The 14997-nt window shown below is 38.6% G+C and carries 19 protein-coding genes and 1 pseudogene; 14 read left to right on the top strand and 6 right to left on the bottom strand.

Annotated elements, in window-relative coordinates:
• Position 1: 1 nt before the first annotated feature.
• On the top strand, positions 2–118 hold the full coding sequence (locus PQ479_RS17880) for a MetS family NSS transporter small subunit (protein WP_273717133.1): 117 nt from the start codon (positions 2–4) through the stop codon (positions 116–118).
• Between the two features lie 44 nt (positions 119–162).
• On the opposite strand, the gene PQ479_RS17875 is transcribed toward PQ479_RS17880, so the two are convergent.
• Positions 163–1170: a M23 family metallopeptidase gene (locus tag PQ479_RS17875; protein WP_047987364.1), complete on the bottom strand. Its 1008-nt coding sequence runs from the start codon at positions 1168–1170 to the stop codon at positions 163–165.
• A gap of 215 nt (positions 1171–1385) precedes the next feature.
• Between PQ479_RS17875 and lipA the strand changes: the two genes are divergently transcribed.
• Together lipA and PQ479_RS17865 are read left to right on the top strand one after the other, a co-directional pair.
• Positions 1386–2309, top strand: coding sequence for a lipoyl synthase (gene lipA / locus PQ479_RS17870; protein WP_047987365.1), 924 nt, complete (start codon positions 1386–1388; stop codon positions 2307–2309).
• Between the two features lie 156 nt (positions 2310–2465).
• A complete protein-coding gene (locus PQ479_RS17865; RefSeq protein ID WP_047987366.1) occupies positions 2466–2741 on the top strand; it encodes a YutD family protein in 276 nt (91 codons plus the stop codon).
• An 89-nt stretch (positions 2742–2830) separates the two neighbouring features.
• On the opposite strand, the gene PQ479_RS17860 is transcribed toward PQ479_RS17865, so the two are convergent.
• A complete protein-coding gene (locus PQ479_RS17860; RefSeq protein ID WP_047987367.1) occupies positions 2831–3085 on the bottom strand; it encodes a hypothetical protein in 255 nt (84 codons plus the stop codon).
• A 105-nt stretch (positions 3086–3190) separates the two neighbouring features.
• Between PQ479_RS17860 and PQ479_RS17855 the strand changes: the two genes are divergently transcribed.
• The 3 genes from PQ479_RS17855 to PQ479_RS17845 all read left to right on the top strand — a co-directional run bounded on the left by PQ479_RS17855 (position 3191) and on the right by PQ479_RS17845 (position 5373).
• Positions 3191–3640 carry a DUF86 domain-containing protein gene (locus tag PQ479_RS17855; protein ID WP_047987368.1) on the top strand — a complete coding sequence of 150 codons (450 nt, stop codon included), beginning with the start codon at positions 3191–3193 and terminating at the stop codon, positions 3638–3640.
• 73 nt (positions 3641–3713) lie between these two features.
• Positions 3714–4343, top strand: a complete 630-nt coding sequence (locus tag PQ479_RS17850) for a helix-turn-helix transcriptional regulator (protein ID WP_047987369.1) — start codon at positions 3714–3716, stop codon at positions 4341–4343.
• 259 nt (positions 4344–4602) lie between these two features.
• On the top strand, positions 4603–5373 hold the full coding sequence (locus tag PQ479_RS17845; protein ID WP_047987370.1) for a TIGR01457 family HAD-type hydrolase: 771 nt from the start codon (positions 4603–4605) through the stop codon (positions 5371–5373).
• A gap of 66 nt (positions 5374–5439) precedes the next feature.
• On the opposite strand, the gene PQ479_RS17840 is transcribed toward PQ479_RS17845, so the two are convergent.
• Entirely contained in the window at positions 5440–5940 is a 501-nt protein-coding gene (locus PQ479_RS17840; protein ID WP_047987371.1) for a phosphatidylglycerophosphatase A family protein, read from the bottom strand.
• 153 nt (positions 5941–6093) lie between these two features.
• Between PQ479_RS17840 and yutH the strand changes: the two genes are divergently transcribed.
• The 5 genes from yutH to PQ479_RS17815 all read left to right on the top strand — a co-directional run bounded on the left by yutH (position 6094) and on the right by PQ479_RS17815 (position 11283).
• Positions 6094–7125: a spore coat putative kinase YutH gene (yutH, locus tag PQ479_RS17835; protein ID WP_047987372.1), complete on the top strand. Its 1032-nt coding sequence runs from the start codon at positions 6094–6096 to the stop codon at positions 7123–7125.
• Positions 7126–7681: 556 nt separating this feature from the next.
• Positions 7682–8977: a homoserine dehydrogenase gene (locus PQ479_RS17830; protein WP_047987373.1), complete on the top strand. Its 1296-nt coding sequence runs from the start codon at positions 7682–7684 to the stop codon at positions 8975–8977.
• A 1-nt stretch (position 8978) separates the two neighbouring features.
• Positions 8979–10043 carry a threonine synthase gene (thrC, locus tag PQ479_RS17825; RefSeq protein ID WP_047987374.1) on the top strand — a complete coding sequence of 355 codons (1065 nt, stop codon included), beginning with the start codon at positions 8979–8981 and terminating at the stop codon, positions 10041–10043.
• Positions 10040–10969 (top strand): homoserine kinase, encoded by a 930-nt coding sequence (gene thrB / locus PQ479_RS17820; RefSeq protein ID WP_047987375.1) that lies wholly within the window; start codon positions 10040–10042, stop codon positions 10967–10969. The genes thrC and thrB overlap by 4 nt, the downstream gene beginning before the upstream one ends.
• A gap of 86 nt (positions 10970–11055) precedes the next feature.
• A complete protein-coding gene (locus PQ479_RS17815; protein WP_047987376.1) occupies positions 11056–11283 on the top strand; it encodes a transcriptional regulator SplA domain-containing protein in 228 nt (75 codons plus the stop codon).
• Between the two features lie 63 nt (positions 11284–11346).
• On the opposite strand, the gene PQ479_RS17810 is transcribed toward PQ479_RS17815, so the two are convergent.
• Positions 11347–11628: a NifU family protein gene (locus tag PQ479_RS17810; protein ID WP_420535562.1), complete on the bottom strand. Its 282-nt coding sequence runs from the start codon at positions 11626–11628 to the stop codon at positions 11347–11349.
• Positions 11629–11979: 351 nt separating this feature from the next.
• Between PQ479_RS17810 and PQ479_RS17805 the strand changes: the two genes are divergently transcribed.
• Positions 11980–12291, top strand: coding sequence for a YuzD family protein (locus PQ479_RS17805; protein ID WP_047987378.1), 312 nt, complete (start codon positions 11980–11982; stop codon positions 12289–12291).
• Between the two features lie 388 nt (positions 12292–12679).
• Here PQ479_RS17805 and PQ479_RS17800 read toward each other — a convergent pair whose 3' ends face one another.
• Both PQ479_RS17800 and PQ479_RS21930 read right to left on the bottom strand, forming a co-directional pair.
• Positions 12680–13750 (bottom strand): NAD(P)/FAD-dependent oxidoreductase, encoded by a 1071-nt coding sequence (locus tag PQ479_RS17800; RefSeq protein ID WP_047987600.1) that lies wholly within the window; start codon positions 13748–13750, stop codon positions 12680–12682.
• A gap of 402 nt (positions 13751–14152) precedes the next feature.
• Positions 14153–14311 (bottom strand): annotated as a pseudogene (locus PQ479_RS21930) (TetR/AcrR family transcriptional regulator); the annotation flags it as partial.
• A 175-nt stretch (positions 14312–14486) separates the two neighbouring features.
• Between PQ479_RS21930 and PQ479_RS17795 the strand changes: the two are divergent.
• Positions 14487–14723: a YuzB family protein gene (locus PQ479_RS17795; protein WP_047987379.1), complete on the top strand. Its 237-nt coding sequence runs from the start codon at positions 14487–14489 to the stop codon at positions 14721–14723.
• 30 nt (positions 14724–14753) lie between these two features.
• A complete protein-coding gene (locus PQ479_RS17790) occupies positions 14754–14993 on the top strand; it encodes a hypothetical protein (protein ID WP_047987380.1) in 240 nt (79 codons plus the stop codon).
• Positions 14994–14997 lie beyond the last annotated feature (4 nt).

Raw genomic sequence — 14997 nt, 5'->3', positions numbered from 1 at the left:
TATGAGTGGAAGTGCGATTACTTTAATGATTATTAGTATGGTTCTCCTTTGGGGAGGAATGGCTTTAAGTATTTGGAATGCGGTAAAGGCCACTAAAAAGAAGAATAAAGCCATATAAACAATAACAAGGTCTCAAGTATATATGCTTGAGGCCTTGATTATTTAATTTCCAGAGCGAAGTTTTTGAAAACCTTGTCGCTCCCAATTTTTTAATGACGGGAAAGGATCAAATGACCATTCAATAAAACCATTATCTCGATACATGCCATAATGTAAATGTGGTGGGAATTTACCTTGTGTGCCTGGTTTTCCATAACCAGAGCTTCCAACATAACCGATTATTTGTCCAGGTTCTACGATAGCACCTTCTTCAATTCCTTTTTCGAACCCGCTTAAGTGGGCGTAATAATGATAGATATTATCTAAGTCGCGAATTCCAACGCGCCAGCCGCCATAAATATTCCAACCTTTTATCTCTACGATACCGAATGCTGTGGAGCGAACGGGAACTTGATAGCCTGCAAAAATATCGGTACCTTCATGAATTCGACGACCGCCCCAACCGCGTCTATCTCCCCATGTACTCCGATAGCTATAGTTGGAGCGGAGAGGAAGCGGAAAAGCATGATCGTGAAGATCTAAATGTCCATATTTCTCATAAAGGCGGGCATGGCCAGAAATGATGGTGACCGATTGTTCTCGTTGATAATAGTCCCATAAGGCAATTCGGAAGTCCTCTGAGCTAAATCCATATTGCTCTAAATGGTTTGCGAACGTATATAATATATCTTCATCATTCATTCGATCAGCAATTCCATCGCCGTTACCATCTAGACCAATTCCGCCAAACATACTGATTGATAAAGGGTCTTGATCATCTAGGTTAGGGTTTAATGGACCAGCCCATTGGTTCGGTGAATAAAAGATAGAAATAAAGCCTTCCTCACGTGGTCGGTCTCTTAGAGCTCTCCTTACACCGCGCTCATACGTATCTACTGCGGCGATATAATACCAAGGGATATTAGTTAACGCTTCTATTTTTTGATATAAGTGAAGGCGCTCTAAATTTCTTTCTTCTAGTGTTAATTCTTGTTCAGCCGCCTGGCCATTTGATGCTATCCATAGACATGTAAGAAGGGTGATAATAAGAGAGGGCAGGAATTTCCTCATAAGCTGGTCTCCTTTCTAAATTAATGTAACGTTGAACTCACCTTTTAGTATGTAACGAAATCCTAAAAAAATGGATGTGAATCAATGGTAAATTTAAGATAAAGCGGTTGGTTGTTTGAGGACATTCATGATAAAGTATATAAAGAGTGAAAATGTTGGAAAAAGTATCAAGAATTTTACTTTATCCAGAAATTTATAGTGGATGGTGAGTAAGGTTGGCGAAAAAAGAAGAACATATCCGTAAACCAGAATGGTTAAAAATCAAACTAAATACGAATGAATCTTACACGGGTCTAAAGAAAATGATGCGTGAAAAGAAATTACATACGGTTTGTGAGGAAGCTAGATGTCCTAATATTCATGAATGTTGGGCAGTTCGTAAGACGGCTACATTTATGATTTTAGGGGATGTATGTACCCGTGCCTGTCGTTTCTGTGCGGTTAAAACGGGTCTGCCGAATGAATTAGATCTACAAGAACCAGAACGTGTGGCCGAATCAGTTGAACAAATGGGATTAAAGCATGTTGTTATTACAGCAGTTGCTCGCGATGATTTGAAAGACGGTGGTGCTGGGGTATTTGCAGAAACCGTTCGTGCAGTCCGCAGAAGAAATCCTTTCTGTACGATTGAAGTATTACCTTCAGATATGTTAGGCAATCGTGAGAGTCTAGAAACATTAATGAATGCAAGGCCCAATATTATGAATCATAATATTGAAACTGTCCGTCGTTTAACACCAAGGGTTCGTGCGAGAGCAAAGTATGACCGTACGTTAGAATTTTTACGTCGTGCTAAGGAAATGCACGCAGATATTCCGACAAAGTCATCGATTATGATTGGTTTAGGTGAAACAAAGGAAGAAATTATTGAAACGCTAGATGATTTACGTGCTCACGATGTTGATATCGTGACTATTGGACAATATTTACAACCGACTAAAAAACATTTAAAGGTTGTTAAATATTATCATCCAGATGAATTTGCAGAGTTAAAAGAAATTGCTTTAAGTAAAGGGTTTAGCCACTGTGAAGCAGGTCCATTAGTACGTTCATCTTACCATGCGGACGAACAAGTGAATGAAGCACAAGTTCGAAGTGAAGCAAAGAAGGCACAAGAAGAAACGCTAACTAAAGGTTAAAGAAAAAAGGAATAAGAGGTTGCTCCTCTATTCCTTTTTCTTTTCGAGGAAATGACGGGGGCTCAGTAGGTTTGAAATGGTAATATCGGAAAGCTTATAGGTGAAATCGCTTAGATATGGTACAATATAGAGTAGGAATAAGTGAGGTGATGGATTATGGTCCGACTTCAATCAATGCAATTTGAACTGATTGAAGATGTGAAAGATGGCTGGAATGAAGAGGCCTTTAAAGAACGGTATAGTGAGGTATTAAATAAGTACGACTATATTGTCGGGGATTGGGGCTATAATCAGCTTCGGTTACGTGGTTTTTTTGACGATAAGCATAAGAAATCCACGTTTGATACTAAAATCAGTACATTGGATGATTATTTATATGAATATTGTAACTTTGGCTGTGCCTATTTTGTATTAAAAAGAGTCAAGGGATGACCACACAAAGCTCTATAGTCGTGAATGTGAGCCTTGAACAGTTGAACATATGAGGAATCCCTAAGACATGAGTGCCTTAGGGATTTTTATTATTTTTTTTCTTGGTGGGTCGGGTGACTACTAGGATCTAATCGTTGGTGGTTACGATGAAGCTGTTTGTTTTCATACGTAAAGGCACTATTCGCATGCTGGCCTTCTTCCCATGGTGAGCTTTTACCTGTTACAGTCTCATCTTTTTTAAAAGGAGAACCGTAAGCTCCTTCTGGTAAATCCTCGGGTAGAATGGTTTCTTTTGCTTCTTCTACATTGTCGAAATCTTTTGGTTCATCTTGATTGAAAAACATTGTAGCACCTCCTACGCTTTAGAGTGAGCATTCTTTTTTCTTTTTATCCAGTTATTCATTATGTAAGTTCTTAAACCCATAAATCTGAGAAACAAGGTGATAAGGATGTATTTCGTTAATCGTGAAAAAATTGAAAAGACGTTACATTTTATTGAAGAGCTTTTAAAAACGTTTCCAACTGAGCGAGAACTTCATACATTTAATACGTATGAGAAGTTGGCCTTAGAAAGGGTCAATTATTTATTAATTGAATCGATTATTGATGTGGGTAACAGTATGATTGATGGTTTTATTATGAGAGATCCAGGTAGTTATGAAGATATTATTGATATTTTAGTGGACGAAAAAGTGATGGAAGAGTCGGATGGCCTCTCATTAAAAGCTTTAATCCTATTAAGAAAGCCTTTAGTCCAAGCCTTTATAGAAATTGATCATCAACCTATTTGGAATCAATATCGTAAATCTTTTGCGTCTATTTCAGGATTTCCACAACAGATTCGAAGGTATTTGGTGGAAGAATTAGGTCCTGTTTCTGCCTTTTTGCCTCAAGAGTAAAAAGAAGGAAACGAGCAAAACCTTTGCAAAAATCCCTACATCGCATACAATAAGGATAAAGGTGGTGATGGCCATGGGTAAGCAAACACGTTCGACACGTCAGGTTATTTTATCACTCATCAAGAGACATAAAGAGCGTACGGTGTCTGATATTGCCAATGAGTTAGGAATAACAGAAATGGCTGTCAGGCGACATTTGCAAGGGCTAGAGACGGAAGGATTAATTCAAGCTAGACTTGAGAAACAATCAATGGGCCGACCTAGTTATAAGTATTATTTAACAGAGAGTGGAGAGGAAAGCTTCCCACGTAATTATGGAGCTTTATCATTAGAATTCTTAAAAGACCTTGAATCTCTAAACGGCAATCAAGTCATTGAAGAGCTTTTTGAAAAGCGGAGAGAACGCTTAGAAGATAAATATAAAGAAATTGTTCAAGGAAGTTTGGAAGAGAGAATTGCCGCTTTAGCCAAAATTCAAGATGAAAATGGCTACATGGTTGAATGGGAACAAGCCGCGGATGGAGACTACCGTTTTATAGAGTATAATTGTCCGATTGCAAAGGTGGCGAAGGATTACCACATTGCATGCTCTTGTGAGAAGAAGCTATTTAAGAATTTATTAAATACTGATCATGTCGTCAGAGAAACATGTGCAGCAAAGGACAATCATGCTGCTTGTGTATACACAATAAAAAACGCATGATTAGACGAATAAACAAGCATGGACATACGGGCGTAATGATATTATTCGCGAAGCTTGATACTGAAAAGGCCATAGGTTAACGAAACTTATGGTCTTTTTGAGCTTTGCTTACCGTTTATACACGCATGGTGAAGCCAAAACCAGCTCCCCCACCAACAAGGATGAAAGTTATCTTTTACAGGACGCGGATCGAGCATTTCTGTAGCGACGAGTAACGCTCCATGTTCGCGCTAACTTTCATATGAAAAAGGAGAAACAAATGAAACAATACAAAGGGTTTTTAATAGACTTAGACGGAACGGTTTACCGAGGGAATGAGAAAATCGACGAAGCTGTTCAATTTGTAAAGGAACTGGAGAAGCGAGGATTATCCTATTTATTTGTGACGAATAATTCCACAAAACCACCGGAGCATGTTGCGGCATTATTACAATCAATGGATATTCCGGCTACAACCAATCATATCTTTACAACGAGTATGGCGACCGCTCGTTATGTTACAGAACGACAAAAAAAGGCGAAAATCCATGTAATCGGTGAAAAAGGACTAAGACAAGCACTTCAAGAAGAAGGACACCAACTTGTTCAATCGGATGCCGATTTTGTTGTCATGGGACTAGACCGAGAGATAACCTATGAAAAGCTTGCTTTAGCAACGTTAGAAGTTCGTAAAGGTGCAATATTTATTGCAACGAATGGTGATGTTGCGTTGCCGACTGAGCGTGGTTTAATGCCAGGCTGTGGTTCAATTGTTTCTGTCGTTGCCGTATCGACAGGCGTACAGCCTATTTTTATTGGTAAACCAGAAAAAATAATTGTAGAACAGGCATTAGAGGTATTAGATTTGCCTAAAGAAGAGACATTGATGATTGGTGATAATTATGATACCGATATATTAGCTGGTATCCAGGCTGGGATTGATACTCTATGTGTTCATACAGGAGTAACCTCGTTTGAGCAATTAGCTAAGAAAGAGCAGCAACCAACATTTACTCTCGCTAGTTTAGCCGATTGGAACTTCAAATCATAAATAAAATGAAAAGGCCAGAATCCTAAGTGCAGGTACTCTGGCCTTCTGTCTAATTTTTGCTGGCTGTTACTCAACATTAGCGATACGGTGGGCGAGACGACTAGAGGCGGCAGCAGCAATGGCTCCAACAATATCATCTAAAAAGGTATGACATTCGCCACTAGATTTATCATTAAGCATCTCAAGAATGCCAGGCTTCTGTTTATCAATATATCCATAGTTCGTAAATCCAATGGAACCATACACATTAACAATGGATAAAGCGATGATTTCATCGACACCATATAAGCTCTCATCACGCTCAATAATACCTTGTAATGGCGCAAATAATTTCTTTTCTTCTGCCATTATATCTAATTGAATCCCTGTTAAGATGGCATTTTGTACTTCCCTTTTTCTTATCACACGTTCCACATTTTCAATACAAGTATCTAAGGTTAAGTCAGGGTGATATTTCACCTGTAAAAAATAAACGAGATCAGCAATATCTTCTATACGAACGCCTCGTTTTGTTAACCAATCTCTTGCTGCTTTTTCCACCATTCCATACTCTTTCTTTTCAGACATAAAAAATCCCCCTTTCGAACATTTTTTATTAATCATGTATCGAAGGTTACATAATTAAAAACTCTCTTCTACTTAGTTTACGGTGGGCGTAAACTTTTTATGCTTTGGGTCATAGACTATATTAGTGGGCTGATGTAAAAAGGTGGTGAATGCATGTTTGAGAGGAATATTTATGATTATTATGGTCTGTATTGTGATTCGCAATGTCGACTTGGTTTTTATGATGGGTTTAGAACAGAGACAGATCAATATATGTTATTCCCAAAACAGCAATTAGCTTCGACGGAAGAAGAAATGTTGTACTATAGTGAATATTTACGTTCTATAGGGGATACGACAGTTTTACAACTAGTACCGACCAAATTAAATAAAAACAGCGGCTTTATTGATGGTCAAGATGTGTATGTATTTAAAATCCCTAATCAAGAAGAGAGAACCGTATTAGATTTACAAAATGACTTTGAATATGGTGAGCATTTGGCTATCATTCACCATTATGGCAAACAAGCTAATGTAAATAGGAAGCAGTTTGACTATTTTGGACAATGGCCAAACCTGTGGAAAAGAAGATTGGAGCAACTGGAAGAGTGGTATTTTCAAGTAAGTAATGAAGGCCCGCAAACGACCATCGATGAGATGTTTTTGTATACGTACCCTTATTATATGGGGATCACGGAAAATGCGATACAGTATGTTGTCGACGCTAATTTAGATGACAGAAGTAGCGAATATGAAGTAGGTACCATTTGTCATCGCCGTTTTCATCAACAAACATGGTTGCCGCTGTCTGACCGAGGTGGAATTGTGAAATGTCCATCTGAATTTGTGTTTGATCATCCTTGTCGTGATATTGCCGAGTGGATTCGCTCGAAGAGGATTGAATTATTGCAACAACGCAATAGTGAGTTATTAGATCCTTTCTTAGAGGGTTATGGTCAGCATGAGCAACTTACAAGTTATGCTTGGCGATTGATGTATGCTAGGTTGTTATTCCCAGTTCATTATTTTGAGACGATTGAAGATTATTATCGAAGTCAGATTAGAGAAGAGAGGTTAGAAATTGGTCAGAATTTCGGGCAATTATTAGACCACGAGAAGGAAAATGAGTTATTTTTGCAAGTGTTCCAAGAAAAAGTAAAGCTCCCTAGGATGAGCGGGAGAACACCAAGAATTGATTGGGTGTAAAGAAGGAGGCTATATCTCTTTTTGAGGAGGTATGAGCTTCTTTTGTTTTGTACGAAAGTGTAACTTAGGTGCAAGGGGTTGTGCCTTGAAGTTAGCTGGTCCTCCATCTTTCGATAGATGACCTTAACAGGAAACTGCTCCCTTTTTGTTCGTACGACTCCTCATAGTGATGGAGTTGTAAACGTGCCAACAGTTTAAATAGTCGCCACTACTTTGATATTTGTTGGTGGCGAATTGAATGGGGCTTTGCCATGTGGATTTGTATGAAAGTTCAATGAGTCATGATCATTATCAAGATAATTTGACCTTTCGGACTTTGTTTTTGGGCCGTTATTGAGTCGACAAAACGCAGTGCTTTGTTGTAGGAAAAGCGAAGAAGAGCATGTCAGCTATAGGGGAACTTTTATATAAAGATAATAAAATTATTAAAAGAATATTTAGAAAGTAGGTAAATTACTCTTGTTTTTGTAAGGGAAGAGGCATATAATGTCCTTTATAGATAAACAATTGTATTTTCAAGGGGAACATCTTGTGTTGATAGGAGTGGAGTGGTTTTATGGCAAAGGTAGTAGGGGTTGGGTTACTTGGCTTAGGAACTGTTGGTAGTGGTGTAGTTGAAATCATTCAACGTCATCAAGAAGAGTTACAGCATAAAGTTGGCTGTGCTGTTGAAGTAAAGCGAGTTTTAGTTCGAGATCTTGAAAAGATAAGATCGGTTCAAATAGAAGAAGGTATTCTTACAGAGAATGTGGAAGATGTGTTATCCGATCCAAATATAGATGTCATTGTTGAAGTTATGGGTGGAATCGAAGATACGAAGAAGGTATTAATAGACGCATTAAATCAAAAAAAACATGTGGTCACCGCTAATAAAGATCTAATGGCTTTATATGGATCGGAGCTTTTACAAACGGCTGCTGCAAATCAGTGTGATTTATTTTATGAAGCAAGCGTTGCTGGGGGGATTCCCATTTTAAAGGGATTATCTGATGGCTTATCTGCTGATCGGATTACAAAAATGATGGGGATTGTTAATGGGACGACGAATTATATTTTAACGAAAATGAGTCAAGAAGGAAGCTCTTATCATGATGTATTGGAGCAGGCTCAGAAGTTAGGGTTTGCAGAGAGTGATCCAACAGCAGATGTTGAAGGTTTAGATGCAGCAAGAAAGATGGCTATTTTGGCTACACTGGGGTTCTCGGCTCAGGTAAAGCTAAATGATGTCAGTGTAACGGGGATTACAAATGTTTCAGATGCAGACCTTTATTACGGAAAGCAACTAGGGTATACAATGAAATTAATCGGTCTCGCTCAGCGTGATGAGAATCGCATTGAAGTCAGTGTGCAACCAACCTTGTTACCAAATGAACACCCTCTATCGGCTGTTAATAATGAATTTAATGCGGTATATGTTTATGGTGAAGCCGTTGGTGAGACGATGTTCTATGGACCAGGTGCAGGCTCTTTGCCGACTGCAACAGCAGCTATGTCGGATTTAGTACAGGTGATCCGGAATATGCGACTCGGTGTTAATGGAAAGCAGCTTCAAGGGCCTCTGCATGATTGTGTGTTAAAGGGCGAAAAAGAAATCGAATCTCAATATTTTATTCGCTTAAAAGCCCTTGATCGAACGGGAACATTCTCAACGATTACCTCATTATTTGCTGAACATGAAGTGAGTTTTGAAAAACTATTACAGTTGCCGCTCGAAAAAGAAGAAGCAGCTGAGGTAATTATTGTTACACATCAAACCAACAAAGAAAACTACGAACGATTATTAAATCGTTTGGCAGAACTATCTGTTGTTCAATCACTAGAAAGCAGCTATCGGGTTGAGGGAGGACATTAATATGAGCAGTTGGAATGGTTTAATAAAGGAATATCAAGAATTTTTACCAGTCAATAGCGATACCCCTGCGTTAACTTTACATGAAGGTAATACACCATTGATTCCTTTAGAGGTTTTATCTAAGGATTGGGGTGTTGATTTGTATGTAAAATACGAAGGATCAAACCCGACTGGTTCATTTAAAGATAGAGGAATGGTTATGGCGGTTGCCAAGGCAAAAGAAGAAGGTAGTAAGACGATTATTTGTGCTTCTACTGGCAATACATCAGCGGCTGCAGCGGCGTATGGTGCCAGAGCAGGCTTACGTTGTATCGTGGTTATTCCAGAAGGGAAGATTGCTTTAGGGAAATTAGCTCAGGCTGTTATGTATGGGGCAGAAGTTATTGAGATAAAGGGGAATTTCGATCAGGCATTAGATATTGTTAGAGCGATTAGTGAGACAGAGCCTGTTACTCTTGTAAATTCGGTCAATCCCTATCGCATTGAAGGTCAAAAGACAGCAGCATTTGAAATTTGTGATGCGTTAGGAGAGGCACCAGATATATTGGTCATTCCCGTTGGTAATGCGGGAAATATTACTGCTTATTGGAAGGGATTTAAAGAGTACCATGAAAAAAAAGGAACGGGATTACCGCAAATGCATGGGTTTGAAGCAGAAGGTGCCGCAGCGATTGTAAGAAATAAAGTAATCGAAGAACCAGAGACGATTGCGACCGCGATCCGAATCGGTAATCCAGCGAGCTGGAATTTTGCAGTAAAAGCTGCTGAGGAATCAAATGGAGAAATTGATTATGTCACAGACTCAGAAATAGTAGAAGCTTATCAACTATTGGCAAAGGAGGAAGGGATTTTTGCAGAGCCTGCTTCCTGCGCATCACTTGCTGGTTTGAAAAAGCATATCAAAGCAGGGAAAATACAGAAAGGATCAAAGGTTGTTTGTGTACTGACAGGCAACGGATTAAAGGATCCAAGTACCGCAATGGATACAATTACGGTTAAACCGACTGTACTTCCAAATGACATGGAAGCTTTTCTTGCCCACATAAAGGGCGGTGTCATGCAATGAGTCGGTTTCCAATTAAAATAACGGTACCTGCTAGTACAGCAAATCTTGGCCCTGGTTTTGATTCTATTGGTTTAGCGGTAAATCGTTATTTAACGCTTATAGTAGATAAGGCGAACCAATGGTCTTTCCAAGCTAATTCTGGAAATTTGGAAGGGATTCCTGCAGGCAAGGATAATTTAATTTATCAAGTGGCAGAACATATTGCTCAATTAAAAGGGAAACAACTCGCACCTTATACCGTCCAAATGGAAAGTACGATACCATTAGCAAGAGGTTTGGGGAGTAGTGCCTCAGCGATAGTTGCTGGCATAGAGCTTGCGAACCAGGTGTTAGATTTACAGTTAATGGTCACAGAGAAGGTTAGACTTGCGAGTTTGTGGGAAGGGCATCCCGATAATGTATCACCATCCATTTACGGAGGTTTAACGATTGGTACACATACAGAGAACGAGACAGATGTTGTTCATGTTGGTGTACCAGAGATAGAATTGGTTCTACTTGTCCCTCCTGATGAATTAAAAACAAAAGTTGCTCGGGGAATCTTACCAGAGGAGCTACCTTTTCGCAAAGCTATTCGGGGGAGTAGTGTGGCTAATGTGCTAGTGGCCGCTATTTTTCAAAAGAATTGGGAGCTTGTCGGTAAAATGATGGCCCGCGATGAATTTCATCAACCTTTCCGTGGGCAATTAATTCCGCATCTTCAAGACGTAATGGAGTATGTTCAAAAAAATACAGAAGCATATGGTGCAGCCTTAAGTGGAGCAGGTCCTACGATGTTATGTCTAGTTCCAGCAAGTAAAGGTAAGTTCATACAGCAGGTCTTACAAGAACAGTATCCTGCTTTTGAAGTGGAAATATTACAGCCAGATACGCAAGGCTTACACGTTGAATATGTATTAAATGGTAGAAAAAAAGAGATCAGTTAAAGATTATGATTGGAGCCTGTGTGAGGAATAATAGTTGGGAAGTGGGGTAAAACAACCTTAATGAAATGATTAAGGGAGGTAAGAAAATGCTTGATCTAAATCAACTCTATGAGGGCCAGTCGGTGTATGTTATTTATCGAAATCCTCATACGCAAACAGTTGCCACTATTCAAGAAGCAACGATTTTGCCCAACCCAGAAAAACCAGAGCAAATGTCTTTATTTCTGTATGATTTCTATCATCCGATTGAAGCAGATGATGCGATTTTTACTTCACTCCAAGAAGCTGAGCAGTTATATAATCAATATTTCTAATGTCTAAATATAGTTCGATGAAAAAAACGCCTGAATCCAGTGATTCAGGCGTTTGGTCGTTCATTAAAATACTTGCTCGATTTCAGTGATTCCAGGTACTTCTTCAAGAAGAGCACGCTCAATCCCTGCTTTTAAAGTAATAGTTGAGCTTGGGCAAGAGCCGCATGCACCTAATAGACGAACTTGAACGATACCTTCGTCCGTAACATCTACAAGTTCAACGTCTCCACCGTCACGAAGCAAGAAAGGGCGAAGCTTATCTAATACCTCTTTGACTTGGTCAATAGTTTCAACAGATGCTGACATTTTGAACAACTCCTTTCTACTAAATATTATACTAGTCATCGTTAAAAAAATCCATGCTTATGCGTTGATTTTTAACAACTTATTTAGAACAACTATAAATTAAACGGGACAAATGTGCAAGAGATAAAGATTGGAAAAGTTATAACAAGCTTGCCGTCATGCTTTTTTTAATGGCGTTAGCGACTTTATTTTGTTGGCTAATGAAAAAAAGCGAATGGTAATGAGAATTGGGTTCAAGGTAGAGGTTTAATTATCTTTTGCTTGAAACTTTGTTTAAATCATCATATGGTTAAAGTATGTAATTGGTTTTAAGATAATTGTAACGTATTCAATGCGAACTAGAGCGAAAAAACAAGGCTTGTAGTATCAGCTGATGAGGGGATGGACTCAATGATGATTTCATTTAAAGTATATGGTGCCAAACAAAAATGTGCTAGCTGTGTTCACTTACCTTCTGCAAAAGAGACGAGTGAGTGGTTAGAAGCGGCATTGGTTAGAAGGTTTCCTGGGAGCTCCATTACATTTCAATACATTGATATTGATCAAGAGTTAGAGCAAGAAGAAGATATTCATTTTTCAGAGGCAATTAAAGATGATGAATATTTCTATCCGTTAATTGTTCTTAATGGAGAGGTAGTCGGTGAGGGGAATCCAAACCTAAAATCAATTTCACTTCAAGTAGAAAAATTAACTAATCTTTAAGTGAAGAGAGTGTGGTTTTATTTGAAAGTTACTTGGGTGGTGCTCATTTCTCAAGTTAACTTGACCTTTCGGTCTTTGTTTTTGGATACTAATCCTGAAAGAATACTACACCTTTTTTGGTTGGTGGTGGCTGGTTGTGGTGCGCTGAATCTTTTTAGGAAAGCTCTTGCGAGCTCTTTCCTAAAAAGTGGCGGGGCTACGGCAAAGTGTGACAATCCTCAAAACCGTTTATGAATGAAAAGCAACCACTTAAAGAGCAAAACCACGCTTTCATATTTGTTGGTGGCAAAGTGAATCAGCGTTTTGTATGTAAGTTAGTGCTTTTGATTATGTGGGGAGTCATGTATTCTATATAAGAAAAGCCATCGATTGATGGCTTTTTTTTTGCTTATGATCCGGAATGATATTTGTACATCCATAGGACGCCTGATTTTAATACACGTGGTACTCTTCCGAGAAGGGTACGTTCGCCCATTAAACCAAAGCCATGTTTTTTTCCAAGGGAACCTAAGACTCCCTTTAGTTTAATTCGTGGTAATTCAGTTGGAAGAGGTTCGTTATTCCATTGCTTCTTTAGAATGGTCACAATTTGCTCGGCTTGGCCTTCCGCAAGTTGAGCACTTGGAGCATGCGGAAGGCTCGCACAGTCTCCGACAACAAATACATCTTCATTGTTAGGGATAAAATGCTGAGGTGTTAAGATAACGCGTCCTGATTTATCCTTTTCGACATCGAGATTGCGAACGACTTCAACCGGCTGAACGCCTGCTGTCCAAATAACAGCGTCACTTTGAATGAATTCATCGTGATTGTAGAGGCCATCTTCGCTCACTTTGGTGATATTGGATTTATTGACAACATCGACACCATGATCGACGAACCAATTTTGAACATAAACACTTAATTTCTTTGGAAACATGGAAAGGATCATCTCACCACGGTCAAATAATTTAACGGTTAAATCAGGTCTACTTTCTCTTAACTCACTTGCTAATTCTACGCCACTAAGTCCAGCTCCTACTATAGAAACCGTTCCTTGAGGACGAACATTATTTAATACTTCATATGTTTGTCGAGTTTTGTTCATCGTCTGAATACTGTATGTATGTTCATCAGCCCCTGGAACATTATGATATTTATCCTCACAACCTAAACCAATAATGAGTTTATCAAAATCAACCACTTCACCATTGTCTAAAACAATGGATTTCTCATCGATTTGGATAGCAGTCACTGTCGCATATTTTACTTTAAGGCGTGGATCCTCCGGGAATGAAACTCTCAAGTGTTGGTCTGAAGCAGTACCAGCAGCAAGAGCATAATATTCAGTTTTTAAACAATGATAAGGCAAGCGGTCAATTAAAATAATTTCAGTGTCATCTGGCAAATCATTTGGTAAAAGGCGTTGCATGACTCGCATTGAGCCATAACCTCCACCTAAAAGTACAAGTTTCTTCATTCCAAGATGTCTCCTTTTTATTATGATTGATTCAATACTTACTTCGACCATCGCCATGATTTTTTCAATTAGCTGTGTTTTGTTAGGTTCTTGTTGATTTTTTAGCCCATAGGAAATGACAGCCGCCAAAATGTGGCTCCAAATGTCTATGGAAGATGAGCGGTCGATTTCATTCATCTTCATTGAGTTGTTAAGTAATTGAAGCATATGGTTTCTAAGCACATTTTCTTCTTCAATCACATACGTAATGATGTGAATCGTTAATTTAGGGTGGGTGTCATACTCATCCAAAATGAATTGCAAATAAGAGCGAATTCTAATTTGTAACGGCCGATTTTGAAGACTCGGTTGGTTTACATAGGACAATACATCGTTTAGCCGTTCATTCGCTAAAGCTTTCATGATGGAATCCTTGGTTGGAAAATGATTAAAGAAGGTTCCTTTTGCAACATGAGCTTTTTTTGTGATTTGTTGAACGGTTGTTGCTTGAAAACCTTTTTCGCGAAACAATGCTAAGGCAGCATCTTCAATTTTCTTTTTGGTTTTATTGGCTTTTTTCATTTCGTTCATTTTGAATATGATCCCTTCTAAAAATGACCCTGGTCAGTTTTGATTATAACGAAACTGTCACAAATTCTCAACAAATTATTTCCTTTTTTATTGGAGAATGTTGAAAATTGACTTTATATTTAGGGCAGAGTAGCATAGTACGTGAAGAAGTAGAGGTGATAAGCAAGTGAGACCAATTATAGAGTTTTGCGTGAGTAATTTAGCTAGTGGTTCTCAAAAAGCAATGGAAGAGCTAGAGAAGGATCCTAATTTGGATATTGTGGAATACGGTTGCACATCTAATTGTGGTTTATGCTCTTATGAATTGTTTGCTCTTGTAAATGGTGAGTATGTGTCTGCAGATTCAGCAGAAGAACTAGTTGAAAATGTCTATCAGCATTTAGAAGAGAACCCAATGTTTTAACATAGAATAAAAAGGCTTGGGGGGAAAGGAATGGATGTTATACCATTTGTAAACACTTGGCCATATGAGAAACAGATGAAGGATATTTATTTTCATACTTGTCCTTTTTGCCAAGAAAGTAATGTGCTTACTAATTTGAAAATAAAAGACTTAGAAAAAGCTCAACAAGCCATTAAGGTAAGGTTAATTGTGCCTTGTTGTCATGAGGTCATTACAATCCTTGAAGCCGATGAAGATTATTTATGGACGGATCAGAAGTTAAGGAAGTAGGGGA

This window comes from Alkalihalobacillus pseudalcaliphilus (assembly GCF_028610675.1).
GTDB lineage: Bacteria > Bacillota > Bacilli > Bacillales > Bacillaceae_D > Alkalihalobacillus > Alkalihalobacillus pseudalcaliphilus.
Note: the sequence above shows the minus strand (reverse complement) of the source record. Positions and strands in the feature narration are given on the sequence as shown.